Genomic DNA, 25,329 nt, shown 5'->3' with positions numbered 1-25,329 from the left:
TGAACAGGATAAAGAGGTCTAAAAAAAGCCATAACCTGGGAGGAATTGCAGCGGAAGAGTACAGAAAAAAAGAAGGTACGGTGAAGGAAGATACCACTAGTTTTAAAATTATTTATAATCATCCTTTTTTAAGCCATACTTGCGCATCTTGTCGTATAACGTCTTTCTGGGCATAGCTAAGGTCGCCATCACATCTTTTATGCTCCCATTAAAGGAAACTAAAGCGTGTTCGATGAGACTCCTTTCAAAACAGTCAACCTGCTGGACCAGAGATTGACTCTGCACCTTATCCTCACCTGTGAGCATTTTCTCCAACGACCAGTCAAACTGTTGACCAAGCAAAACATATCGCTCAGCAAAATTCCTCAGCTCTCTGACATTGCCCGGCCAGGCATAAGATAACAAGGCTTTCATTTGTGCATTACCGGGTGTTGGAACCTCCTGCTGGTATCTATGCCCGGCTACCAAAAGAAAATGATGGAACAGCAGGGGGATATCCTCACGTCTTTCACGTAAAGGTGGAATTTCCAGACAGACGACATTCAGCCGGTAATACAGATCTTCCCGGAAAGCGCCCCGCTCCGAAGCGTCCCTCAAGTCTATCTTCGAGGCGGCAACCACCCTGAGATCAACGGGAATGATCCGGTTCGAGCCGAGTCTTTCGATGCATCGCTCCTGCAGAACCCGCAACAGATTGATCTGCACGCGAAGAGGCATCGATTCAATTTCATCGAGCAGCAGGGTCCCGCCGTTGGCATGTTCAAATTTTCCGATACGTGTTGACTTGGCATCGGTAAATGCCCCCGCCTCATGGCCAAACAACTCGCTCTCCATAATAGATTCAGAAACAGCGCCGCAATTGATAGCTACAAAATTTTTGGTTCTTCTACTGCTGTTTTCATGCAGGGCCCTGGCCACCAGTTCCTTGCCGGTACCGGTCTCCCCTAAGACCAGCACATCAGCTCCGGTATCGGCAACCTGGGCAATGGTACTTCTCAATAATTCCATAGCCGGCGTGCGTCCAATAATCCTTGGTCCAGGGGCACTGTGCAGTTCCAGTTCACGACGTAAGGTTCTGTTTTCCAGGGTTAATGCCCGTTTTTCCAAACCGCGCAAAACGGTTTTCACCAACCTTTCAGCAGAATACGGTTTTTCAATAAAATCGTAGGCGCCGTCGCGCATGGCATTGACTGCAATCGAGATATCGCCGTGTCCGGTTATCAGGATGACCGGTAGATCTTGATCAATTTTTTGTACCTCTACGAGAAACTGCAGGCCATCCATATTCGGCAGACGAATATCGCAGACGACTATGCCGGGCCATTCCCTGGTAACGGTTTCCAGGCCTTTTTCCGCGCAATCCATGACCAGGACGTCGAGGTCAACCAGCTCAAGCGTCTGTTTGTTTGCTTGTCGGATGTGTTTTTCATCATCGATGAAAAGAACCTTGCCATGTACTGTCATTTTTTTATACTATCTTATCAAGGGTGAATTCAAACCGGGCCCCTTCCGCGCTCGGAACCAGAGTAATGTGACCGCCGAAGTCTCTCACTATTCTATCACTTATTGTCAGCCCTAATCCCAGACCTTGTCCTGATTTTTTGGTGGTAAAAAACGGTTCGAAGATGTCACTGCGGTGTTCTGACAACACTCCGGGTCCATTGTCCTGGACCGCAACGACGACTTTGTCGCCGACAGCAAGACATTCGAGCGCTATCTTTTTCGACTTCCGACCTTCCATGGCCTGCATGGCATTAGAGATAAGATTGACCAGAACCTGCTGCAAAAGTACATTATTGGCACGCACTTCAATATTATCCGGCCGAATATCAATCGTCAATTCTATCGCCTCTTTATTGAGACTCGGTTTAAGAATTTCCAATGCACCGTCTATGGCACCATGCAGCGGCACAACGGCCACGTTGCCGCTCGATTTTTTGGAGAATAGTTTCAGTTGAATACCAATTTGAGCCATACGTTCGGTTAATTCACCAATCTGCTCCAGATTCCACATCGCGTCCTCAAGACGGCCTTTCTGCAGAAACTGTTTCCCGTTATCAGTGTAACTCCGTATGGCGGCAAGAGGCTGATTCAACTCGTGATTTATTCCAGCAGACATTTGTCCCAGCACCGCCAGCTTCGCCGCATGGATCAATTCTTTACGTGTTCTTTTCAGCTTGATTTCAGTCTGTTTTCTATCTAGAATCTCTTTGCGCAACATCTCGTTTGTTTCGGTAAGCTTCTGTGTTCTATCAAGGACACGTGATTCTAATTGTTCGTTAGCCTCCTGCAGCGCTCTCTTCGATTCCTCCTCAATTCGCCTCATTTCGGCCAGACGATGGTTGCGTTGCAAAAACAGGAGCACGAGCATATAGGCAAGGCTCAATCCTGTTCCAACCATAATGTTAACCATCAAAACTTTTTTTCTCAGCACCCTGGTGTCGGAAAGGATATGGACATTCCACCCGGCATTGGACATGAATTGCGATTGTTTCAGCACCTGTCTCTGGGTCTTGCCCTCTCCTCTATCAATATTAAGAATCTGAACTGCATCCCGGATAGTCTTGATTTCATGGCTGAGGGGCAGAAATACTGCATCCTGGTATCTCCTGCTCAACGTAATACGCTCGACGACACTTTGCTCCAGCGGTTCAAGCGTTTTAAACCTCCATTCAGGATTGGTGGTGATAAAGACGACTCCATCAGGATCGGAAACTAAAAAATTTTCGTCCCGGGCCGCCCAACTCTGCTCGACGGTATCGATATTGATTTTAACGGCTACGGCACCAAGTATCTCCTCGCCTTTGCGAACCGGATAAGCAAAATAATATCCCCTCTTCGAAGAGGTGGAACCAAGGGCGAAATATCTGCCCAATTTTCCTTCCATTGCCTGTTTGAAATAAGGACGGTAATTAAAATTTCTGCCGATAAACGGACGTTCCTCATTCCAGTTGGAAGCAGCGATGGTTAGCCCATCCTTATTCATCAGATAGGTATCAAGAGTGTCGCTCACCTTGTTGATTGTTTCCAGATATCGGTTGAGAATTTCGATGCGTTTCTTTTCATGGGGGTTCAATAACGCCCGGACCAGATGGTCGTCTATCGCCAGCAGTTCCGGCAGACTCTCATATTTGCCGAGAATGCCCTGTAAATAATTAGTATACAGCTCCAAGCGAACATTACCTTGTTCCAGCAGGTCAACAAGACTTCTTGTGTATGTCCAGGTTGAAACTACATTCAGAATCTGAACCAGGATAATAATGAAAAACATCGAACCGATGATGACTTTCCTGTTCCTGGTTAACTTGATTGCCATACCGCTCTATTAATTTTTTCAAGAGGTTATCAGAAGCAAATAGCACTAAGGACGTCGATGTTGGAAAACTACCTTATTTCAATTCCAGCCTTCTGCACTGCCTGTTTGACTTCTTTAATAGAAACTTCCCGGCGATGAAAAATTCCCGCTGCAAGCGCCGCATCTGTCGACGTTTGCTCAAATACCTCCACGAAGTGCGCGGCTTTTCCGGCGCCACTCGAGGCAATGACTGGAATGGAGACATTCTCTTTCACCAGTGTAATGAGCTCCAGGTCAAATCCGCTGTTGGTACCATCTTTATCAATACAGTTAAGGAGAATTTCACCGGCCCCCAATTCCTGACAGATTTTCACCAGTTGAACGACATCGATATCACGCCCCTCCCTGCCTCCTTTGACCGTGCACTGGTACCAGCAATAATTCTCCCCGCCGGGACCGGGTGTTTCGGTGTGGATAGTGGAGTGCGCGGATTCGTCAGGATGTTGTACATATACCCGCTGTGGATCGACCGAGATAACCACCGCCTGGGCTCCATAGACATGGGATATCTGTTCAATCGAACTCTTTCCTGATTTTTTCCCGGTTTTTAAAAATTCCTCAACAGTATAAACCGCATCACTGCCGATGGATATCTTATCAGCCCCGGAGCGAAAGTAGGCAGAGGCTACATCGAGTGAAGTATACGACTTGCCGTTCGAATCGGTAAATTCTCTGATACCACCACCAATGGTCAAGGGGACAAACACATTTTCAGATGTTTTCTCGAGCACCTCGATCATTGGCTGGTCCTGCATGGGAAAATCACGAAATCCGGTAATGTTAAGAAAAGTGATCTCATCCGCGCCTTCTTCGTAATATCGTTTGGCGAGCTCGACCGGTTTGCCAAGGTTTCTCACCTCCCCTTCGCTGCGCACATCGTACTGATCGCCCTTGGTGACGACCAGATCGCCCGCATCATTACTACGCACATCAAGACAGGCTATTATTCTTTTGGCAATATGTGTCTCTTTTTCCCCGTTCCTGTCTTTATCTGAAACTATAGTTCTCTCGTCCTGGGTGGAAGTCAGAAAATTATTCAGTATTCTCAACCCTGCCTTGCCACTTTTTTCGGGATGGAACTGCAAGGCGCAGACATTGCCTTTTTCGACTGCCGAGACAAAGGCATACCCATAATCGGTAAGGGTCAACGCCCAGTCCCGGGTTGCATCGGTAACCGGAGCGTGATACGAATGAACGAAATAGAGCTTCTCATTTTCATATCCGTAAAACAGCCTGGATTCCTTCTGCAGCCTGATGCCGTTCCAGCCAATTTGCGGGACAGACAATTTTGTCTCCGGAAACCGTATCACTTGACCGGCGATGATTCCCAGACCCGGTACGCCGGGGGACTCTTCACTTCCTTCAAACAAGGCCTGCAGGGCGACACAGATCCCTAAAAACGGTTTATTCTCTTTTATCCGCCTTTGCAAAGGCTCGATGTAGCCGCTCTCCTGCAATCGATGCATCACCAGGCCAAAACTGCCGACACCAGGGAAGATCAATTTCTCGGCAGTGAGAATATCTGCTGCAGTTTTGACATTTTGAACCGTATGGCCAAGTTCGCGAAGAGCATTTCTAACGCTGCGGACATTGCCGGCCCCATAATCCAAAAGAGTTACAACCATTTCAATTCACCTCTCCTCATCACTGTCCTTCCCCAGTAGTACCTGGATGTTTTCGCAATATTTTCTATTCGTTGAGCAGCCGGTAATAGCGTCCATGCGCACAGCTTCGGCAAAGCACCTTACCGTCGACGAGAACATCTCTCTTATCCTGCACCCAGTCGGCGCACTTTTCACACCTGACTCTCTTAAGAGGTCTGCCGGGTAAATTTTCCGGTGGGATTTCTACCGCCACATCTTCGACACGAAAAAGCTCTTCTTCCGGCATAATTTTATATGCCTGAAGCTGCCGGGCGTACTTATCGGCAATGTCGGAACAATATTTTTTCGATAGTTCACGGGATTCTTCCAGAGCAGTTACCCGGACAGACTTCCCCGAATCAAGATTGACAAAGGTTGCTGCCATGACGCCATGGTCAACCCATTTCATGGACCGCTTGCCCAAAGTACAGCCGGTAACGGTTTGGATGGCATCTGTCGCACATCTGTCAATTTCAACAAAGACATACAGTTTCTTGCGGTCGGCGCCTTGAGGATCGTCTATCTCCAGACGTGAAAGAGCCAGCATGCACATACGCACGCCAATTACCTGCCCCGCACAAACGTGGCCATGAATACGAGTTGCCTCATCCAGCAGCTCTTCAAAAGATTTCATTCGCACCTCTCATCTTCTCCACCCTGTCTACCTTGTATTTATTTGTTTTGCGAAAGCAGCAGCTGCCACCAGCACCCCCTTGAACGGGGAAAATTCCCAGAATTTTATACCCCAAGATACTTTCCAGCAAACTTGACTGTCAACCGTAATCAACGCATAAAATAAAAAGGCCGTTCCTGGTGAGGAACGGCCTTTTTATGGAGCTGTTTGCTGTCAATATGCCTAGCAACACTGTCACTTTGTCTGAAAGTGCAGTACGTACGTTATGCTATGCTTCCTTGCAATGTACTCATTCAGACACTGTAACCTTGTAGTATGTGTTTTTTGCTGCTCTACGCATAGTAACAGTTACCGTATCGACGATGTATGAACAGACAGGATTAATTGACAGTCTCAGACAATTTGCTACCAGCTTTGAATTTGACAACTTTCTTTTCTGGAATCTCAATGGTGTTCCCGGTTTGCGGATTTCTGCCCTGGCGAGCATCACGCTTTGAAACAGAGAATGTGCCAAAGCCGACGAGGGTCACCTTGTCGCCTTTTTTCAAGCTTTCAGCAACTGCTGCGAGAGTGCCGTTCAGTGCTTTTTCAGCAGCTGCTTTACTGATGTCTGCTGCACCTGCAATGCTCTCAATTAGTTCCTTCTTGTTCATGAATTCCTCCCTGCTTTAATCTTTCTTTGCCAGCCTAACGAAGACAACGTCAGCTGCCCTCTTTCCCCTATAAAAAACACCTCACCTAAACACTCATGAAAACACATATGAATTGTCAAAAATAATCTCTCATTTATCTTTTTGACAATAAAACAAAATTCGACGCAATCCCTTTGTATTCAGGGGAAGCACGCCCATAACAAGGCACCATAATTGAATCGGAATTCAGAATCAAGCAATAAATTGCTCTTACCAGAATAAGTTTCGCTCTATGCAATAACCATTCACCCGCGTTCAACAAAACCCAACGCCACAATCAGGAAACAGCGTTGTCGCTGATTCCTGCGGCGCAATTCTATACCAACGTCCCCACCTGCCAGCTGTTCTTTAATCCGCTGGCAGGCATCTGCTGGGTATTATCCTTGACCATCCGGCAGCAATTCTGCCGGTTTATTGAGGAAAAATCGGCCGTCCGATATACTTTTCTTAAGATTTTCGGCAATTGCCCGAGCCTTAACCACGCTCGACAAGGGAGCAGTTTTTACCTTTTTGCCGTTTACCTCGATCTCTCCTGTCTTTAACTGTGCATAACTGACTTCCCCATAACTTCTGGCAATACCGTTGGTATAATCGTAGCCGTAATCGATCACCTGAGTAAACAGGTCTTCATCCGAGACACCGGTATGGGCCGCCATTTCACTATTGAGAATTGGAATCGGAATACCGAGCCCGACAGCGAGCGAACTCCCGTAGCCGAGGATCGAAACACCGCGCAGCCACTCAGGTGACATCTGCTTCAAATCCCCCTGAACCATGATTGTTCCGGCCGGCTTCACGGGAACTCCGTTACTGTTCCGTGGCGCCTGGGGGTTGTGCTGGGTTCCCTGCCAGGTAACATACCCATAGCCGCCACCAAGAAAAATCCGTGTCCCAACGCCAATTGTTTTGTAAAAAGGATCATTTAACAGAGGGCTTAATTCACCGGCACTGCAATAATTCGCACTCAGACAATTCGGTTTCAACATACCCATATAGGTATAGACTGCTTTATCAGATAAATTGATGGCACAGTTGTAGTTTTGATAACCATTTCTCGGATTGCACAGCAGTGCATGCTGCAGATCCTCCAGTCCCACCTCCTTTTTCATTTTTTTTGCCGCATAGCAATCCGTCCCATAGGCTTTGGCCTCCAGCAAGAGTTTTTTACCGCGCAGAAGGTCTTCAATGACATGACCTCCACCGTAGCGAAACTCACCCGGGTAGATCTTATTTAAAGGATCATCTTCAGCGGGTTCGGTGGCGCCAATATAGGCATCGACCGCCGCCAGACCGGCATACGCAGGAACCTTGTTAAGCCATACCTTCGAGGCTTTAATAGTCGGGGTCATCTGACCAAAATTAAAAAACAAACCGGAAGAACACATCGGGGCAAATGTCCCCGTGGTGACGATATCCACTTTCCGCGCCGCCTCTTCCGGACCATTCTTTTTAACAATATCAACCATTTCCTCAGCAGTTACGACAACTGCTTCCCCCGCTTTGATTCGGGCATTTATTTCGTCGTAGGTTTTCTGGATTTTCTTCTCACTCATTTTATTCCTGCTATTTGTTGTGTTGAAGATTCATTGGGTTTCAAGAGATTATATACTCTTCTCCGTCTCATTCCGCCAAACGGGAAAGCGTCAGGAATCTATGATGCGTGCATTGGTAAGGCACCCGTCAAACTGACTAAAAAAGATCACTATAGCTCTCTTTTGCGGCTTGACATAGCAATTTCTTTTGCCTAATTTAATTGCGCTAGTCCATGAGGATAGTATTGATTTTTTTTACAGTGCACACAGTAAGGAGCAGCATGGAAAATGCGCAGAAAAAAGCCATAGTATCGGTTCGTGATACTATTGATTCTATAGATAACCAGATACTCACGCTTCTGAAAGAACGGCTCTCCTGTGCCAAAGAGATCGGCCGGCTCAAAGATGGGGAGAAACGCGCTAAATGGGACCCTCTTCGGGAACGGCAGATTTACGACAGACTCTTAAAAGACAACGATGACATCTTCCCCCCAGATGCCCTGAAATCGATTTTCCATGAAATAATTACCACCTGCAGGCTGTCGCAAAAAAAGGCCGAGGTGGCCTTTCTTGGACCCGAGGCTACTTTCAGCCACCTCGCCGGGGTGAGATACTTCGGCCACTCCGCCGCTTACAAGGCAATGGAAACCATTGAAGACGTTTTTGCCGAGGTTGAGAAAGGCCGGACGAGATACGGCATTGTCCCGGTTGAAAACTCAATAGAAGGTGCGGTCTTTTCGACACTTGATTGCTTCATGAAATACAAAGTACAGATCTGTGGCGAGTTACAACTTGAGATAAGCCATAATCTTGTCTGCAGATCAGGCAACATGGAAGATATCCAGACCGTGGCTTCCCATCCTCAGCCGCTTGCCCAGTGTCGGCAGTGGTTGCGAAAACATCTCCCGTCAACGCCGACCCTGCCGGTCTTTTCCACTGGAGCCGCGGCGCAGATGGCCGCAAACAATCCCAATATCGGGGCAATTGCCTCTTCTCTTGCCATCAAAACATACGAACTTCAGGTCGTTGTTCAGGGCATTGAGGACTACAGAGGCAACACCACCAGATTTTTAGTGATCGGTAAAAAGTCTCCGTCAAGGAGTGGACAGGACCGAACGTCATTGCTCATAGGGCTCATGGACAGGCCGGGATCGTTAAATGACGTTCTGACCGCCCTGTCCAAAGAAGATATTAATCTGGCAAAGATCGAATCACGACCGATTAAGGGAAAACAGTGGAAATATCTCTTCTTTCTCGATATGCTCGGTCATATTGAGGATCAAAAAATTCTCCGTGGCTGTGACATGCTCAAATCCATGTGCTCCTATTTTGAGTGGCTGGGCTCCTATCCTCAAGGGGAAGCCTCAACCACCGATTCGTGACATCCTGCCGTCACAAGAAGGTTGTTTTGCTATCGCAGGGTCCTGTAAGGTGTGACCTTGCGGTTTATCCAGGATAGTCTGGCGTATAGCGGCAATAATTGCCAGGTCGGGCGCCCCGCCTCGCAGCAGAGCTTTCAAATCGGTTTCCTTGTCATTGAGCAGACAGGCGCGAAGCCTTCCTTCAGACGTAAGTCTGAGCCGGTTACACTGATCGCAGAAATGGTGGCTTATCGGACTGATAAAGCCAACGGCGCCCTTTCTGCTGTCCGGCGCCTCCAGATCAAACATTCGTGCCGGCCCTTCACCGTGTTCTTTGCGGAAAGGAGTCAAGACCCCCAACTCACTGATCACCGTTTTTATCTCTTCCGCCCTGACAAATTGCTCTTTCTGCCAGCTGTTTTTGGCACCGACAGGCATAAACTCGATAAACCTCACCTTAAAGGGGTGGTCAAGTGCCAGTTGGCCGAAATCTCGGAATTCATCGTCGTTTACCCCTTTCATGGCAACAACGTTCAATTTTATCTTGAAACCGAGCTCTTTTGCCACTTCGAGACCATGCCAGACTTGGGCAAAATAATCGTAGCCGGTTATCTTTTTAAATTTTTCCGGCTGTAACGTGTCGAGGGAAACATTGATATAACGTATCCCTCCGGCATAAAGTCTCTCGGCATACTCTGCCAGAAGTACCCCATTGGTCGTCAGCCGAACCTGTTCCAAACCATCCACCAGTGACAGTTGCTGGATGAAATCGAGTACTCCTCTGCGTACCAGAGGTTCTCCGCCGGTTAAGCGTAATTTATTCATCCCCATGCCGACGGCCAGCCGAACGACCCGCAGCAATTCTTCATAACTGAGCAGTTCGGAATGATTGAGAAAGTTGCCCGTCTTTACATTTGCGTTGTTGTCCTCGGGAACACCCGGCATACAATAGCAGCAGCGAAGATTACATCTATCGGTCAAAGACAATCTCAGATAGGATATAGTCCTGGAAAACTGATCGACAAGAGGAGAAATTGTTTGTATTTTTTCTTTCACGGTATACTGTCTACCTCAAAATTATCAACGGGGAAGCAGCTATCATCCCTTCACTACTTCCGTTTAACTGACCGCTTCTTACTCAGAGCGACAGTATTAACACAATCAAAAAGACACTCAACCAAAAAAGACCCCTGCATGCTTATTTTAGGTATAGAGAGCTCCTGCGACGACACCGCTGCAGCGGTTCTTGAAGATGATGAAATTCTATCCAGTGTGCTCTCCAGCCAGGATTGTATTCATACAAAGTTCGGCGGGGTGGTGCCGGAACTGGCCTCCAGAAAACACCTTCAGGCTATCCATCCCATCGTCCAGGCGGCACTTGATCAGGCCGGGGCCAAACTGTCGGACATACAGCTTATCGCCGCTACCCGCGGCCCAGGCCTGATAGGCTCTCTTCTCGTTGGTTATTCTTATTCTAAGGCACTTTCCTATGTGCGCAACATCCCACTCATCGGCGTCGATCACATGGCCGGGCATATCCTGGCCATTTTTCTCGACAATAAGAAATCACCTTCAAAACCAATTTTCCCGTATGTTGCTCTCATCGCCTCTGGGGGAACTTCTTCAATCTATCTTGCCGAAAACTATCACAACTTCAAACTACTGGGCAGAACCCGTGATGACGCGGCGGGCGAAGCTTTCGACAAGGTCGCCAAACTGCTCGGCCTGCCATATCCCGGCGGTCCGCACGTTGCCGAAAAGGCGAAAAGTGGTCAGCCGCGGTACGTGCAGTTCCCGCGAGCCTGGCTCGAAGAAAACTCCCTTGATTTCAGTTTCAGCGGGGTGAAGACAGCGGTACTGAATCATGTCCATCAGCAGCAGCGCAATGGTTCTGAACTGCGCATAGCTGATATCTGTGCATCCTTTCAGGAAGCTGTCGTCGAGGTACTTGTCGCAAAAACCATTGCAGCTGCTCGGCAAAATAATATCGAAACAGTTGTCATCGGCGGAGGTGTATCGGCCAATGCCAGGCTTCGCGAGGTTTTTGTCGATAAATGCACTGCCGAAGGCCTCTCTTTTTATGCGCCGCTGCCGAAATATTGTACCGATAATGCGGCAATGATCGCCCTTGCCGGATTCCATGCATTCAACCATTCGGGCCCAATTTCGCTTGATGAGGATGTATACTCCCGGTCCCAACTTGGCTGAGTGTCACCTCTCATGAATTTTTGGCGTTTTTTAAAGTATTATTTTATACGATTTAAGCGATTGCAAGGGAGCCCGCATGCACTGGCCGGCGGAACCGCCATCGGTGTTTTTGTCGGTTTGACGCCGACTATGCCTTTTCACACCCTGCTCATCGTCTTTTTGTCACTTCTTTTAAGATCATCAGCACTGGCCGGCATAATTGTCAGCTGGATAGTCTGCAATCCATTAACGTATCTGCCTATTTACTATCTGGCCGCTGTGATCGGCAATCGCCTGACCCCCTATGAACTTAACCTAGGCAATGTACAAAATGCACTGGCGCAGGTCATGGCCGGAGGAGGCATGCGGAATTCGTTGGCAATTCTCCTTGATTCAGGATACGAAGCTCTGGTAGTGATGGGGGTCGGTGGGGTTTGCCTTGCTTTACCTTTTGCCATCGTAAGCTATTATCTGGCCCTCTATTTTTTCCTGCACATCCAGAAAAAACGCATCAATAAACGGGTACTCAACTAAACGGCTGCACCAGACAGGATCGAAGGATAGACAACAATATGACAAAATACGGACGACAAACCTATGAAACGCTGAAGAGCAACCAGCTGGCGCCAAAGAAGCGATTCGGGCAGAATTTCCTGGTGCACAAGGGAACTGCCGAGGCTATCGTCCGGGCAGGAAAGGTATCCAGCACGGATATCATTGTCGAAGTCGGCGTAGGACTCGGGGCGCTGACGGTTCCCCTGGCATCAATGGCGCAACATGTTTTCGGCTATGAAATTGACAGCGGCATTATCCGTTTTCATGAAGAAAAAGGTGATTTGCCCGACAACGTAACCCTGGTTCATCAAGACATTCTCACTGCTGATTTTCAGGCAATCGCCCAACAGTGCGGTGGAAAATTGAAAATACTGGCAAATCTTCCCTATTCGATTTCCAACCCGTTTATTTTCAAGCTCATTGACAATGCTTCCTTCATCGACACCGCGACAATCATGTTGCAAAAGGAAGTGGCCGATCGTCTTATGGCGGCGCCGAAGACCAAGGACTACGGCGTGCCGACGGTGCTCCTTGCCAGCTGCGCATCGGTGCATAAACTCATGACTCTTGGCCCCGGAGAGTTCCACCCACGACCGAAGATCGATTCTGTGGTCGTCAGGATTGATTTCTCCAAGCCCCCAGGAACTTCGGCAGAAGAGACCAAGTACGATTTCGCTCTTTTTCGTCACCTGGTCAGAACAACTTTTAATCAACGCCGAAAAACCATTCTTAATACCTTGAGTGGGGCGAATTTATTTGCTGACAGGGCGCAACAGGACAAGGTCATCAATAAAGAAATCACCCTGCTGACTATTGAGCAAGCCAACCTCCAGCCGACCGCCCGGCCTGAAACGTTAACCTTTAGCGATTTTATCCATCTTGCCATTCAGGTTGCCCGCAACAAAGAAATCACTCTGCACAACCAGTGATTTGTTCTGCAAGTCATCGACATTCAATGACTTTGATGGCCAATTAAGTATGTTGGTTCAGGCTTGAGAGGAAACCAAAGGCTACTTTGAGGTTTAATTATTTCCCAGGAGACTTATACTGTCGGTTATAAGTAGACCAAGCAGGCAAAGCTGCCGATCACGGCGCACCTGCTTAGTTTAAAAACAACTATTTTTAATGAGTGTAGAAAAAGAATCATGGCTTCTCAATTCGAACAGACTATTCCTCTTCCTGGCATTCCACAGGTAAAGGTACCGCAACACCCGCAATGGCCCACGCTTTCCGATGCGGATACTTCTCTGCTAAAAGAACGGATCAAACAACTTCTCGTTGAACAGGATGCCGTTCTTGTGGCGCACTACTATACCAATGGCGCCCTGCAGGATCTGGCCGAAGAAACCGGCGGCTGTGTTGCCGACAGTCTGGAAATGGCCCGTTTCGGCACCGAGCATCCCGCAAAGACTCTGGTTGTGGCCGGTGTTCGGTTCATGGGGGAGACCTCCAAGATACTCAACATGGAAAAAAGAGTGCTCATGCCGGAATTTGGTGCGACCTGTTCACTCGACGAGGGTTGCCCCTATGAAATGTTCGCAGCATTTTGTGACCAACATCCCAACCACACCGTAGTCGTCTATGCCAATACCAGTGCCAGGGTGAAAGCCAGATCAGACTGGGTTGTCACCTCGGGGATCGCCCTGCCGATCATTCGGCACCTTGCCGAAAAGGGTGAAAAAATCCTCTGGGCACCGGACAGGCATCTGGGCAGTTATGTACAAAAACTTACCGGAGCCGAGATGATATTCTGGCCCGGTTCCTGTGTCGTACACGAAGAATTCAGGTCGGTAGCCCTGGAGCGGCTTCGTAAGCTTCATCCGGATGCGGCGATTCTGGTACACCCTGAATCCCCGGAAGCGGTGATCAACCAGGCCGATGTCGTCGGCTCGACCACGGCTCTTATCAATGCGGTGATCACCCTGCCCAACAAAGAGTTTATCGTCGCAACCGACACGGGTATTTTCAACAAAATGCGCCAGCTGGCCCCGGACAAAATTTTTATTGAGGCGCCGACAGTCGGCGAAGGAGCAACGTGTCAGAGCTGTGCAAGTTGCCCCTGGATGGGTATGAACTCCTTGCAAAACCTGGCGGAAGTACTGGAAACAGGGCGAAACGAAATCCTGGTCTCCCCGGAGATTGCCGCCAAGGCGCGCATCCCCATCCAGAGAATGCTGGACTTTGCCAAAAGTATGAAGAAATAGTTGGTTATTGCTGGAGCACCTGCAGCCATTCCGAGTACGCCTGTCGCAGGCTCGGCCAGCCAAAACGGTTCGTCATTGCTCTGGCTTTCTCCCGGGGAAGCCGACAGTGATCGGCTATGACCTTCTCCAGCCTTTCGGCCAACGAACCGACACTATAGAGGAAGGCATTTTCAAAAAGCTCCGGATAGGACAATCGGTTGGGCAGGACAGGAAGACAGCCGGCCCGCACCGCCTCAAGTATAGAAATACCATAGAACTCATGCAGTGATGTCGAGACGACAATATCTCCCTGACTGAGCAGATTGATATATTTTTCATAGGAGGGCACGAAGCCGTAATGGAGAATCTTCTCTTGAAATTTTTTTTCTCCATGGGCAAAACACGCCGGACTGGCAGGAAATGATTGTCCGAGGACGATCAAGCGAAAATCTATGCCTCGCTGTTCCAGATGATGCAAAGCAAGAAAAAAACTTTCGGGGTTTTTGTCATGTTCCCAGCGATGGTTCCAAACAATCACTGCTATCTCCGGTGTCTTTTTCCATTCGATTTTATCGATTTCTGAAAATTCAATGCCTGGAGAAAGGATTATGGTCTTGTCTGCAAGCTTTTTGATAATGCCCGAAAATTTCATGTCCATTGCCGCCTTCAGACCCTTCCGGCATCCGGAAAAAAAACTTTCCCGGTTATAGACTGAGTTGAAAGCAATGCCGTCTGAGGCCAGGGCCGAATGGAAATTGATGGCGGCAAATTGAAATTGGCCCGGCTCATCAAATCGCTGCGGGTAGACGAACTGATTTTCGTGAAAATAGGTAAGAATCCTGGCCTGAGGATTCCAGCCATGCACACCTGCAAGCAAGGCTCGCAGTACGGCCACATCAGTAAAGGAGGAACACAGGACACTGTCAAATTGCCGCTCACCAACCGGCAAAACCTTTATTTGTTCAACAAACCACAGCGCCGAGAGTTGCATGCGCATCTTCCAGTTCCTGGCCGGCAAGGTGAGAAGATGGTAATTTGCCGTGACATGCTTTTGTACACCATCGAGAAAATTTTTATGAGACCCGCCGTAGTAGGGTTCAAGAAGAAGAATGCGCTTCATTTTTTCAGCTGCAGCTCGCGCCGCAGGATCCTGGCAAAAGGCACAACCTCGACAAAGCTATAGCTGCAATTGTCCGGCAGGCTTCCCCCGGCAAAGACCATTTTCATAATTATATCTTGATGCATCAGCCCTGTTCTGCTTTTTCTGCACCAACCGGCAAGAGTGAGACGACCCTGTCCCAGATAAGATCGGCCGTATGCAATTTGCTGGTATACGGCAAAGATTCAACCCCGGAGGCGCTTATCAGCAAGACTTGATTACTTTCAGCCTCAAACCCGGTGCTGTCACCGCTGATGTCATTGACCGCAATCAGATCAAGGTTTTTGTTGTGCAGCTTTTTCGTTCCTTCCTGCCGAAGGTCCTTACTCTCGGCGGCAAATCCGACCAGCAGCTGTCCAGCCTTCTTTCTTTTGCCTAACTCGAAAAGGATATCCGGGTTACGTTCAAGAATCAACCGGGTGTCGATGTGTTCCTTTTTCACCTTGTGTTCATACATTTTTTCCGGTCGATAGTCGGCAACTGCGGCAGCCTTGATGACGATGGAACAGTTCCTGGCATGGTCGAGCACCGCATCATACATTTCCATGGCCGTCTGCACCTTCACCAGATTGACTCCAGCGGGACAAGGCAAGGGGCTCGGCCCGCTGACAAGAGTGACCTCCCCACCCCGTCGAAAAGCGCTGCGGGCAAGAGCGTAACCCATTTTCCCGGAGGAACGATTGCTCAAAAAACGTGCAGGATCAAGAGGTTCTCTCGTCGGTCCAGCGGTTACCAGGATGTGTTGTCCCTGCAGGTCCTGCGGACTGAGGCTTTTGGCCAGGTATTCTTTGACCTCCTCCCATTCCGACAGACGGCCGTCCCCTTCCTCCTTGCAGGCCATCATGCCGCAGGCTGGATCAATAACCGTGTAGCCCAGTTCCTTCAGCTTGACAATGTTTTGTCTTGTCGCCGGATGAGAGTACATCCGACTGTTCATGGCGGGGCAGACCAGCACTCCCGCCCGCGTCGCCAGGACCGTGGTGGTCAGGAGGTCATCGGCAAAGCCGTTGGCCAGTTTGGCTATGGTATTTGCCGTAGCCGGAGCAATCAACACAATATCGGCATCCCGGCCAAGACTGATATGGGCCATGGTGTCTTCTTTTGCCGCTGAGAACATGTCGGTAGAGACATCATTCCCCGACAAGGCGGCAAAAGTGAGGGGGGCGATGAATTTTGTTGCCGAGGGGGTCATCACCACAGAGACCAAGGCCTCCTCCTTGGCCAGATCACTTACCCAGCCAGCAACTTTGAAAGCGGCTATGGAGCCGGTTACGCCTATGACGATCTTCTTTCCGGCAAAAACAGTTTGCATGATCCTTCCCTTGTTCTATGTAAATGGTACTCAAAAAAGTACTGCAGATATTTTTTTATAAAATATGTCACGCGCAATACATACCACTATCCTCGTAGTCAGGCCAAAAAACAACAATTTTTCTTGTGGCCGGTCTTATTGCCCTGGCAAGGCTTCGTTTCGATTTTACCGCATCTGCAATATTTCTCTTGCCTTGGATCTCATACAAGATAATTCCCGCTTTTCGTACTCTTTTCGAAGAGCCCGCCTGAAAATTTTCTGCAAGAGGCCCTGCAAAAAATAACTCTATTTTTAGCTGTGCAGTAAGCAGCCATCCCTTGGTGTACATTCCCTCAAGGCGGCACAATGAAAGCACAAGACAAGGTTATCCTAAGATTTCTGTAAGACGTTCTTCATAAAATGAAGACGAGTGATTATCTGTAATAATTGTCAAGCAGAGCCACTCACTGTATATTCTCCATATTCATCTCAAAATGTTCAAACACGGTTCATGAAAAATTCACGACTTGTGATATCAATGGAGAAAGTCAATGTCTGCCAGGAGGTCTACAGCATGTTATACGAAAAATGGTCTGTAATTCTAGTATATGCCTTTCTCTTTGTTGCTCTGACAAACGCCATACTCGCCAGTTGTACCAGGCTCTACTACAAGAACAAGCCTGCAGGCCTCCTCTCCCACAGTCAGTTGCGGATAAAACAGGGAAACGCCACCTTCGAACATCGGTTGAATGTTTTTGGCCAGGCACTGGTTTTCTGTTTCATTACTCTTCGAATCTATCTCCTCGCCATCCTGGTAGGACTTGTTCTGGGCGGAGCAATGTATTTTGCGACATTGCTGCAAAGGTAATCTCCGTCTCATATTATTTTCCTCTTTACCCCAGTTGAGTCACTCCATCGCCGGCATCAGGTGGCCGGCGGATCATTTTTTTTGACGCCGCAAAATACCGTACTCTCGTCCATCGGACAAGGGCGGATCGGTCTGCATGACCACCAGATTTCCAGGATTCGCCTTAGTGATCGGACTCCCCATTTCATCTGCCATGGAGATAATTATCAATGGAATCAGCTCAATGCCCTGCTGCATATATTCAATATGTTCACCGGGCACTACCTGATTGCGTATTTCAACCAAGGGCGCCGCACCAGGTTTTCGAACAACCGCTACCGGTTCGTAACTCTGTTCCGCCCGCGACGAGGTATAGATCATTTCCGCACTGCCCGGCCGCTCATTGATGAAATTCTCTGTCGTTCCTCTCGTGCCGGTTTTCTGAATTTCCTGCATGAATCTCTGAGGCATCTGAATGGCTGCCGGATCTTGCCAGGCCTCTTGCGGCAGCCGGGCAAGATAATCGAGGGCTGCGCGATAAACCCGCACCACCCCCCCGACATAAAAAATTGATTTCATGCGGCCTTCAATTTTAAGGGAATCGACGCCGGCTGCTACCAGCTGGGGCAGCATGTCTATAAGGCAGAGATCCTTGGAGTTGAAGATATACGTGCCGCGCTCGTCCTCCTCGACGGGGTAATACTCCCCCGGTCGTTTTTCTTCGAGCAGGGCGTAGCTGAATCGACAGGGATGGGCACAGCTGCCCTGATTGGCATCTCGACCGGTCATATAGTTGGAGAGCATGCAGCGACCGGAGTAGGAAATACACAGTGCGCCGTGCACAAAAATCTCCAGCTCTCCGGTCACTTTTTGACGAATCTCGCGGATTTCCGGCAAAGAGAGTTCCCGGGCCAGGTTGAGCCGTCCTACTCCCTGGTCAAGCCAGAATGAGGCAGATGCATGATTGGTGACATTGGCCTGGGTGGACAGATGAACAGGCATGGTCGGAACAATTTTTCGGGCCCGGCTGAGGATACCGGGATCAGAGACAATAATACCATCCACCTTCATACTTTCGAGAGTCGCTAAGTAGGCATCCAGGTCCAAAAGATCCCTGTTATGGGCAATAATATTCACCGTCACATAGACCTTTACCCCGTGTTCATGGGCAAAACGGACCCCCTGACGCATCATTTCGTCGTCAAAATTACCGGCTTTTGCTCTGAGGCTGAAGATTTTGCCGCCCAAATAGACCGCGTTTGCGCCATAGTGCACGGCTGTCACCAGTTTTTCATAACTTCCGGCAGGTGCCAGCAGTTCCGGCAATGCGACGGTGAACCCTTTGCGGCTTTCATTTTTCATCATGGTGGAGTATTCTAATCTCTTAATTTTAACTGTTTGCTCTAAGGTATGTATGAGCAGCAATATACCTGCATCTCTTCATTTGACACACATGGGTATGTATCGAGGGAGCTGCTAGCAACCCTCTTTTCACACCCCTTATTAGAATAACCTGCACCGTACTACAAGATATTCTGTGAAAGAAAGACAAATCGGCATAGCTTTAAGCGGCGGCGTTGACTCCACCGCCTGCGCCCTTCTCCTCCGTGAGCAGTATCAGCTGAAGGGTTTTTTCATGCAGCTCGCGCAACCAAATTTTGCAGCCCAGAAGGCCCGGGTTGAAAGTATAGCCAAGAGGCTCGGCATCTCTTTGCAGGTTATCAACCTGCAGCAGGAGTTTGCCCAAAGAGTGCTGGAGTATTTTTCCGGCAGCTATTTCCACGGACGTACCCCCAATCCCTGCGTTATCTGTAACAGAGAAATAAAATTCGGCTTATTCATGGAGGCCATTCTCGGTTCCGGAATGGATAAAATGGCTACCGGTCATTATGCCCGAATAAACAAGTCTGACGATATATATCATCTGTACAGCGGAGTCGATCCGAAAAAAGATCAGTCGTACTTTCTCTCTCGCCTCACGCAGGAGCAACTGGCGAAGATTATTTTTCCCCTCGGCCAACAGACCAAAGAAGAGACCTACCGTTTTGTCGAAAAACACGGCTTCGATGATTTTCACGGTTTGGAAAGCCAGGATGTCTGTTTTTTAGAAAACAGCCAGATCGGCAATTTTTTAGAAAACCGCGCAACAGAACACAATGCGGCAGGACCAATTGTCTCTACCTCGGGCAAAGTTCTCGGCCGGCATAAGGGATTATTCCGCTACACCATCGGCCAGCGTAAAGGTCTGGGGATTTCCAGTGACACCCCGCTCTATGTTGTCGCTTTGGATGCAACGGCAAACCGGGTTATCGTCGGCAGGAACGAGGAATTATTTACAAAACAGATCAGGGTGGAAAAACTCCACTGGCTGGCCGGTAAAGCTCCTGATGTAACAATTACTTATCAGGTGCGCATCCGCTACAGTCACCGGGGTGCAACCGCAAGACTGAGAACAGATGACAATGGCTGCGGAGAAATTATCTTTCAACAACCCCAGCGAGCGGTGACCCCGGGACAATTTGCCGTTATCTACCACGACTCGGAACTTCTTGGCTCCGGCATCATCATATAAAAAAATCGCAAACATGAACAAAGTATTTATTACAACGCTCGGCTGCAAGGTCAACCAGTTCGAATCGGCGGCCTTTAAAACCGGCTTCGAGCAGGAAGGCATGACCGTTGTCTCCCAGAATGAAGAGGCGGACCTGATCGTCATCAACACCTGTGCCGTCACGGCCGCGGCCGGAGCCCAATCACGGCAGACCATTCGCCAGGCCCTGCGCCACAATCCGGCCGCAGAAATCATTATCACCGGATGCTATGCGGAACTGGCCGCACATGAGCTTGCCGAGGAAAAAGAACTGCAGGGCCGCATGTATTCGCTTGTCGGTAACAGTAAAAAAGAAGGACTTGTTGCCGGTGCCTTAGCTACATTACGCACATTAAGCAATGGAACAGCTTCGCCGGAAATGGATATGGGCAGCATCAGCACGGCCCGGGAAATATGCCGCCTGCCGGTCAGACGTTTTGGCGAGCGAAGTCGCGCCTATCTCCGGGTACAGGATGGTTGCGAAAGTTTTTGTACCTATTGCATTGTCCCCTATACCAGGGGACCAAGCAGAAGCCTGCCGGTGAAGGAAGTTATTGAACAGGCAAGAATTTTTACCGAAGAAGGACATAAAGAGATCGTCCTGACCGGAATTCACCTTGGCTACTACGGCAAGGATTTGACCGGAAACGACACCCTTATCTCCCTTCTCGACAAGCTCACCCTGGCCACGCCGCAAACGTCCTATCGCATCAGCTCGCTGGAACCCCTGGAGATCAATGAATCGCTGTTGTCACTCATGCAGGAGCGCAAAAACATTCAGCCGCACCTGCATATCCCTTTGCAAAGCGGCAGCGATGAGATTCTGGCCAGAATGAACCGCAGGTACACCACTGACCAGTTTCGAGAAGTCATCGAGCTCTGTCATGAACGACTGCCGGACGCGGCAATCGGCATTGATATTCTCGCCGGCTTCCCGGGTGAAACCGACGCTCATTTCATGGCTGCGACAACCTTTCTAAAGTCACTGTACCACAGCTATCTGCATGTATTCCCCTATTCAATTCGCCCAGGGACTGTGGCGGCACTCTTCAAGGAGCACGTCCCTAAAATAGTCAAGGATGCACGGGTCACTTTGCTCCGTTCGATAAGCGATGCAAAAAAACATAGTTTCTATCAAAGTCAACTGCAGCAGATTCGACCCGTTCTTGTCGAGGGGCGACGCGACAGCGACGGCATGCTGAAAGGTTTTACCGACAATTATATTGCCGTCCGTTTTGCCGGCCCAGACAGTCTGTTAAACAGTGTCACTTCTGTCAGGCTCATGATAATGAGAGACAACAGTGTGATTGGAGAAAGAGTGGAGCACCATGAAAATTGAAATAATTGCCATAGGCGACGAACTTACATCAGGCAGAATCCTCAACACCACCAGCAGTTTTGCGGCAAGAAACCTCTATGAAGCCGGCTATGAAATCTACGCCATGAACACCATTGGCGACACCCCGGCACTTATTGGCGAGGCCTTGAAGCAGGCTCTCAGCAGAGTAGATGCCGTCCTGGTTACCGGTGGTCTCGGCACCACCGACGATGATTTAACCAATGAGGCCGTCTCCAAGGCTCTCAACCGCCCCACCATGCCTAATCTGGAGATTCTTGCCAATATTCGTTCGCACCTCGATGAAATTACCGCTTCCCCGGTGGGCCGGCTGGAGAAACTCGCCTGGCTGCCATCGGGAGCCGAGGCGCTGAGCCCGCAATCGCGCATGGCCGGTTATCAGCTTATCCATGATGACAAACCGATCTTTTTTCTGCCTGGCATCCCCAGCCAGATGCAGCAGCTCCTGATTGAACAGGTACTCCCGAAATTATCTACCTGGGACAAAGACTACCGCCTGACCACCTACCAGAGGACATTTCGTATTTTTAACCTGCCGGAGACAGAGGTTAACCGTCGTATCGCAACCCTTGATCTCAGCGCCGATGTGCACATCGGCTACTACCCGGTTTTCCCCGAAGTTCACCTGAGCCTGACGGTACGTGACAAAAAGACCAATAATGCCAAGCGGCTCTTTAACTCATCCTGCAACGCCATCAATACAGTCCTCGGGGATTCAATTTATGGCTGTGACCGCGACAGCATGGAAAGAGTCGTCGGCAGGCTCCTTACGGAAAATAACCTCAAGCTGGCCGTGGCGGAGTCCTGCACCGGTGGCTTGATCTGCCGGAAGATCACCGACACCCCAGGAAGCTCCGCCTATTTTTTAGGGGGGGTTGTGTCCTATGCAAATGCTCTAAAAACCATATATCTCGATGTTTCGCCTGATCTTTTACAATCGAACGGTGCAGTAAGCCGGGAAGTCGCCGAAGAGATGGCGGTCGGTGTGCGGTCGAAAAGCGGCGCCGACATCGGCTTGGCCGTAACCGGCATAGCCGGGCCGGACGGCGGCAGCGAAGAAAAACCCGTCGGAACGGTCTATATCGCTATCGCGACCTCGGAAGAAAATTGGGTGACCAGATTCCATTTCAACGGCAATCGTAACGAGATCAGGGAGGTTTCGGCGCAAAGTGGCCTGGACCTGATCAGAAAATATTTACTACAGAAATTTCAATAACAGCCGGTTTGCAAGGCCGGATTTTTTTTCAAACTTTCACACAGTAAGATTTTTATTTATTTCTCATTGTATGGTAGATATCACTCTACTTCGTCCCATACATTTCACTTAACATTCTGGAGAATCGCATGGCTGTACGTGCTATAAACAAAGATAAAGTCAGCAGTGTTGACAATGCAATAAGCCAAATCCAAAGACAATTCGGCAAAGGTTCGATCATGCGTCTCGGATCCCAGGAACGTGAAAACATTCCTGTTATCCCGACCGGCGCTTTAAGCCTCGATATCGCCCTGGGCGTTGGTGGCATACCCAAGGGGAGGATCACCGAAATCTACGGTCCTGAATCCTCCGGGAAGACGACGCTTGCTCTCCACGTCGTGGCGGAAGCCCAGAGAGCCGGCGGCTCCGCCGCTTTCATCGATGCGGAACATGCCCTTGACACAAAATATGCCGAACGTCTGGGGGTGGACATTGACAACCTGCTCGTCTCTCAACCGGATTTTGGCGAACAGGCACTGGAAATTGCCGAAATCCTTATTCGATCAGGCGGGATAGATGTCATTGTCATCGACTCGGTTGCCGCCCTTGTACCCAAAGCGGAAATCGACGGCAACGTCGGGGATCACCATGTAGGCCTCCAGGCCCGGCTGATGTCCCAGGCCATGAGAAAATTTACCGGTGTGCTCAGCCGCAGTAACACCATTCTCATTTTCATCAACCAGATCAGGATGAAGATCGGGGTGATGTTCGGCAGCCCGGAGACCACCACCGGCGGTAACGCCCTGAAATTTTATTCCTCTCTGCGTCTGGATATTCGTCGACTGGGGCAACTGAAAGATGGCCAGGACCTGATCGGCAACCGCACCAGGGTGAAGGTTGTCAAAAACAAATGCGCGCCACCTTTTAAAGAAGCGGAATTTGACATTGTCTACGGCGAAGGGATCTCGAAGATTGGTGACATGCTCGATCTGGCTGCCAATCTGGACATTGTCGAAAAAAGTGGTTCCTGGTACTCTTACAACGAAGAAAGAATTGGTCAGGGTCGAGAAAACGCCAAACGTTTTCTTACCGACCAGCCGGAAATGTGCTTCGATATCGAAAACAAGGTCAGATTAGCCTACGGCATGGCACCAGCAACTCTCCCTGTCGATGCCCCGGGACCATCACCAGCTGAAACCGCCCCCTCGGCTGAATGATTTTTTCCTGTACTCGCCTGGGTTCAGAGAACCAACAACGAGGAACATCCATTGTCTCCACCAAAACAGAGTAAATCGGCAGCTAGCTACGATGTCATTATTGTTGGCGGAGGCCCGGCGGGTCTCTTTGCCGCCTATTATCTTGCGGAGCACTCCAGCCTCAAGGTATTGGTTATTGAACAGGGGAAAGCAGCCTCAAAACGTAAATGCCCCATAAAAGATGGTGGTTGTATTAAGTGCAAGCCTTGTAATATTCTGTGCGGCATTGGTGGAGCCGGACTCTTTTCCGATGGGAAACTGAACTTTATCCACAAGCTCGGCAAGACTGATCTCACCCAGTTTATGGATGTCTCGACAGCAATAGCCCTGATTGATGAAACGGAAATGATTTTCAACCGCTTCAACATGGACGGTAAAGTGTTTCCAACCGACATGGACAGAGCTCTCAATATCAGAAAAGAGGCCCATAAACAGGGCATCGATCTTTTGATCATCAAACAAAAACACCTGGGCAGCGATAACCTCCCCGGCCACATAACAAAAATGGCCGACTATGTGGCGGGAAATGGTGTCACCTTCCATCACTCGGAAGAAGCTAAAGAGGTCATCGTCAAAAATGGCGTCGTGCGCGGGGTGAGAACCAACCGCGATACCTACAAGGCGAGAAATGTCATTCTCGCTCCCGGCCGGGTCGGCGCCGAATGGGTGGCCAACGTAGCCAGAGAACACGGCATTGTGGTGTCGCAGCGGGGCATTGAAGTGGGTGTCCGGGTCGAAATACACAATGAGATCATGCAGGATCTCTGCGAAACCATTTACGATCCGACTTTTTTCGTGCGAACTGCAAAATACGACGACCAGACCCGAACTTTCTGCACTAATTTTGGTGGCTATGTCGCCCTGGAAAACTATCAGAATTTTGTTTGTGTCAACGGTCACGCCTTCATGGACAAAAAATCTGACAACACCAATTTTGCCTTCTTGTCCAAGGTCGTTCTCACTGATCCCGTGGAAGATAATCAGGCCTATGGCGAGTCCATCGGCAAACTGGCAACCCTGATCGGTGGTGGCAAACCGATACTCCAACGTTATGGCGACCTGAAACGGGGCCGTAGATCGACTTGGAACCGAGTGAGAAACAGCTATATCGAACCAACCCTGAAAAGTGTCACCTGCGGTGACATTGCCATGGCCCTGCCGGAGAGAATTCTCACCAATCTCATCGATGGACTCGATCAGCTTAATCAGGTTATTCCCGGTGTAGCCAATGACGAGACCTTACTGTACGCCCCGGAAATAAAATTTTTTGCCACGCAGGTAGCAACTGACAATAATCTCCAGACGTCGGTATCCGGGCTCTTTGTTGCCGGTGATGGTCCTGGGGTAGCGGGAAATATTGTCTCGGCTACCGCCACCGCGCTTATACCCTGCAAAGAAATAATTAAAAGTTGCAAGTGTTAAACCAATATAAAAACACCATCGCCAATGGAATGCCCGGAACGGCATAAGGAGCCGTGATGCAATAGGTGGA

Annotated in this window: 22 protein-coding genes; 11 read left to right on the top strand and 11 right to left on the bottom strand. The window is 49.3% G+C overall.

The features are described from left to right. Nucleotides 1-108: 108 nt before the first annotated feature. The 6 genes from ACYQ8U_RS07215 to ACYQ8U_RS07190 form a co-directional block, all read right to left on the bottom strand. On the bottom strand, nt 109-1,464 hold the full coding sequence (locus ACYQ8U_RS07215; protein WP_459944860.1) for a sigma-54-dependent transcriptional regulator: 1,356 nt from the start codon (nt 1,462-1,464) through the stop codon (nt 109-111). 4 nt (nt 1,465-1,468) lie between these two features. Beyond that, nucleotides 1,469-3,316: a sensor histidine kinase gene (locus tag ACYQ8U_RS07210; protein WP_459944859.1), complete on the bottom strand. Its 1,848-nt coding sequence runs from the start codon at nt 3,314-3,316 to the stop codon at nt 1,469-1,471. A 68-nt stretch (nt 3,317-3,384) separates the two neighbouring features. Beyond that, entirely contained in the window at nt 3,385-4,980 is a 1,596-nt protein-coding gene (gene hisF, locus ACYQ8U_RS07205; protein ID WP_459944858.1) for an imidazole glycerol phosphate synthase subunit HisF, read from the bottom strand. A gap of 64 nt (nt 4,981-5,044) precedes the next feature. Further along, on the bottom strand, nt 5,045-5,632 hold the full coding sequence (locus ACYQ8U_RS07200; RefSeq protein ID WP_459944857.1) for an FmdE family protein: 588 nt from the start codon (nt 5,630-5,632) through the stop codon (nt 5,045-5,047). 380 nt (nt 5,633-6,012) lie between these two features. Then, nucleotides 6,013-6,285 (bottom strand): HU family DNA-binding protein, encoded by a 273-nt coding sequence (locus ACYQ8U_RS07195; protein WP_459944856.1) that lies wholly within the window; start codon nt 6,283-6,285, stop codon nt 6,013-6,015. A gap of 416 nt (nt 6,286-6,701) precedes the next feature. Then, nucleotides 6,702-7,877: a homocysteine biosynthesis protein gene (locus ACYQ8U_RS07190; RefSeq protein ID WP_459944855.1), complete on the bottom strand. Its 1,176-nt coding sequence runs from the start codon at nt 7,875-7,877 to the stop codon at nt 6,702-6,704. 260 nt (nt 7,878-8,137) lie between these two features. Here ACYQ8U_RS07190 and pheA point away from each other — a divergent pair, with 260 nt between their 5' ends. Then, nucleotides 8,138-9,238 carry a prephenate dehydratase gene (gene pheA / locus ACYQ8U_RS07185; RefSeq protein ID WP_459944854.1) on the top strand — a complete coding sequence of 367 codons (1,101 nt, stop codon included), beginning with the start codon at nt 8,138-8,140 and terminating at the stop codon, nt 9,236-9,238. On the opposite strand, the gene moaA is transcribed toward pheA, so the two are convergent. Beyond that, nucleotides 9,221-10,198: a GTP 3',8-cyclase MoaA gene (moaA, locus tag ACYQ8U_RS07180; RefSeq protein WP_459944853.1), complete on the bottom strand. Its 978-nt coding sequence runs from the start codon at nt 10,196-10,198 to the stop codon at nt 9,221-9,223. The genes pheA and moaA overlap by 18 nt on opposite strands. Before the next feature lie 213 nt (nt 10,199-10,411). Here moaA and tsaD point away from each other — a divergent pair, with 213 nt between their 5' ends. The 4 genes from tsaD to nadA all read left to right on the top strand — a co-directional run bounded on the left by tsaD (nt 10,412) and on the right by nadA (nt 14,163). Beyond that, the gene (gene tsaD / locus ACYQ8U_RS07175) at nt 10,412-11,425 is read left to right on the top strand and encodes a tRNA (adenosine(37)-N6)-threonylcarbamoyltransferase complex transferase subunit TsaD (RefSeq protein WP_459944852.1); all 1,014 of its coding nucleotides are present in this window, start codon (nt 10,412-10,414) and stop codon (nt 11,423-11,425) included. 12 nt (nt 11,426-11,437) lie between these two features. Beyond that, nucleotides 11,438-11,938 carry a DUF2062 domain-containing protein gene (locus ACYQ8U_RS07170; RefSeq protein ID WP_459944851.1) on the top strand — a complete coding sequence of 167 codons (501 nt, stop codon included), beginning with the start codon at nt 11,438-11,440 and terminating at the stop codon, nt 11,936-11,938. 38 nt (nt 11,939-11,976) lie between these two features. Beyond that, nucleotides 11,977-12,888, top strand: a complete 912-nt coding sequence (rsmA, locus tag ACYQ8U_RS07165) for a 16S rRNA (adenine(1518)-N(6)/adenine(1519)-N(6))-dimethyltransferase RsmA (RefSeq protein WP_459944850.1) — start codon at nt 11,977-11,979, stop codon at nt 12,886-12,888. A 216-nt stretch (nt 12,889-13,104) separates the two neighbouring features. Beyond that, nucleotides 13,105-14,163 (top strand): quinolinate synthase NadA, encoded by a 1,059-nt coding sequence (gene nadA, locus ACYQ8U_RS07160; protein WP_459944849.1) that lies wholly within the window; start codon nt 13,105-13,107, stop codon nt 14,161-14,163. A gap of 4 nt (nt 14,164-14,167) precedes the next feature. On the opposite strand, the gene ACYQ8U_RS07155 is transcribed toward nadA, so the two are convergent. Genes ACYQ8U_RS07155 through coaBC form a run of 3 tightly spaced genes read right to left on the bottom strand, consistent with a single transcriptional unit; the run spans nt 14,168 to nt 16,613 of the window. After that, a complete protein-coding gene (locus ACYQ8U_RS07155) occupies nt 14,168-15,262 on the bottom strand; it encodes a tRNA-queuosine alpha-mannosyltransferase domain-containing protein (protein WP_459944848.1) in 1,095 nt (364 codons plus the stop codon). Beyond that, a complete protein-coding gene (locus tag ACYQ8U_RS07150) occupies nt 15,259-15,387 on the bottom strand; it encodes a hypothetical protein (RefSeq protein ID WP_459944847.1) in 129 nt (42 codons plus the stop codon). Before ACYQ8U_RS07150 ends, ACYQ8U_RS07155 begins: the two co-directional genes overlap by 4 nt. Further along, on the bottom strand, nt 15,387-16,613 hold the full coding sequence (gene coaBC, locus ACYQ8U_RS07145) for a bifunctional phosphopantothenoylcysteine decarboxylase/phosphopantothenate--cysteine ligase CoaBC (RefSeq protein ID WP_459944846.1): 1,227 nt from the start codon (nt 16,611-16,613) through the stop codon (nt 15,387-15,389). The genes ACYQ8U_RS07150 and coaBC overlap by 1 nt, the downstream gene beginning before the upstream one ends. Before the next feature lie 553 nt (nt 16,614-17,166). Between coaBC and ACYQ8U_RS07140 the strand changes: the two genes are divergently transcribed. Beyond that, nucleotides 17,167-17,460, top strand: coding sequence for a hypothetical protein (locus ACYQ8U_RS07140; protein ID WP_459944845.1), 294 nt, complete (start codon nt 17,167-17,169; stop codon nt 17,458-17,460). 72 nt (nt 17,461-17,532) lie between these two features. Here ACYQ8U_RS07140 and ACYQ8U_RS07135 read toward each other — a convergent pair whose 3' ends face one another. Beyond that, nucleotides 17,533-18,804 (bottom strand): U32 family peptidase C-terminal domain-containing protein, encoded by a 1,272-nt coding sequence (locus ACYQ8U_RS07135; RefSeq protein WP_459944844.1) that lies wholly within the window; start codon nt 18,802-18,804, stop codon nt 17,533-17,535. 172 nt (nt 18,805-18,976) lie between these two features. Between ACYQ8U_RS07135 and mnmA the strand changes: the two genes are divergently transcribed. The 5 genes from mnmA to ACYQ8U_RS07110 all read left to right on the top strand — a co-directional run bounded on the left by mnmA (nt 18,977) and on the right by ACYQ8U_RS07110 (nt 25,259). Beyond that, a complete protein-coding gene (mnmA, locus tag ACYQ8U_RS07130) occupies nt 18,977-20,011 on the top strand; it encodes a tRNA 2-thiouridine(34) synthase MnmA (protein WP_459944843.1) in 1,035 nt (344 codons plus the stop codon). 13 nt (nt 20,012-20,024) lie between these two features. Next, nucleotides 20,025-21,368, top strand: a complete 1,344-nt coding sequence (mtaB, locus tag ACYQ8U_RS07125) for a tRNA (N(6)-L-threonylcarbamoyladenosine(37)-C(2))-methylthiotransferase MtaB (RefSeq protein WP_459944842.1) — start codon at nt 20,025-20,027, stop codon at nt 21,366-21,368. Further along, complete coding sequence (locus ACYQ8U_RS07120; RefSeq protein WP_459944841.1) at nt 21,358-22,602, top strand: CinA family nicotinamide mononucleotide deamidase-related protein; 1,245 nt, start codon at nt 21,358-21,360, stop codon at nt 22,600-22,602. Before mtaB ends, ACYQ8U_RS07120 begins: the two co-directional genes overlap by 11 nt. A 128-nt stretch (nt 22,603-22,730) precedes the next feature. Then, nucleotides 22,731-23,798 (top strand): recombinase RecA, encoded by a 1,068-nt coding sequence (gene recA, locus ACYQ8U_RS07115; protein ID WP_459944840.1) that lies wholly within the window; start codon nt 22,731-22,733, stop codon nt 23,796-23,798. Between the two features lie 51 nt (nt 23,799-23,849). Beyond that, nucleotides 23,850-25,259 carry an NAD(P)/FAD-dependent oxidoreductase gene (locus tag ACYQ8U_RS07110; protein WP_459944839.1) on the top strand — a complete coding sequence of 470 codons (1,410 nt, stop codon included), beginning with the start codon at nt 23,850-23,852 and terminating at the stop codon, nt 25,257-25,259. Nucleotides 25,260-25,329: the final 70 nt, after the last annotated feature.

It is taken from the genome of Desulfocastanea catecholica, assembly GCF_054657295.1.
The sequence above is the reverse complement of the archived record's forward strand: the minus strand, read 5'-3'. Positions and strand labels throughout refer to the sequence as shown.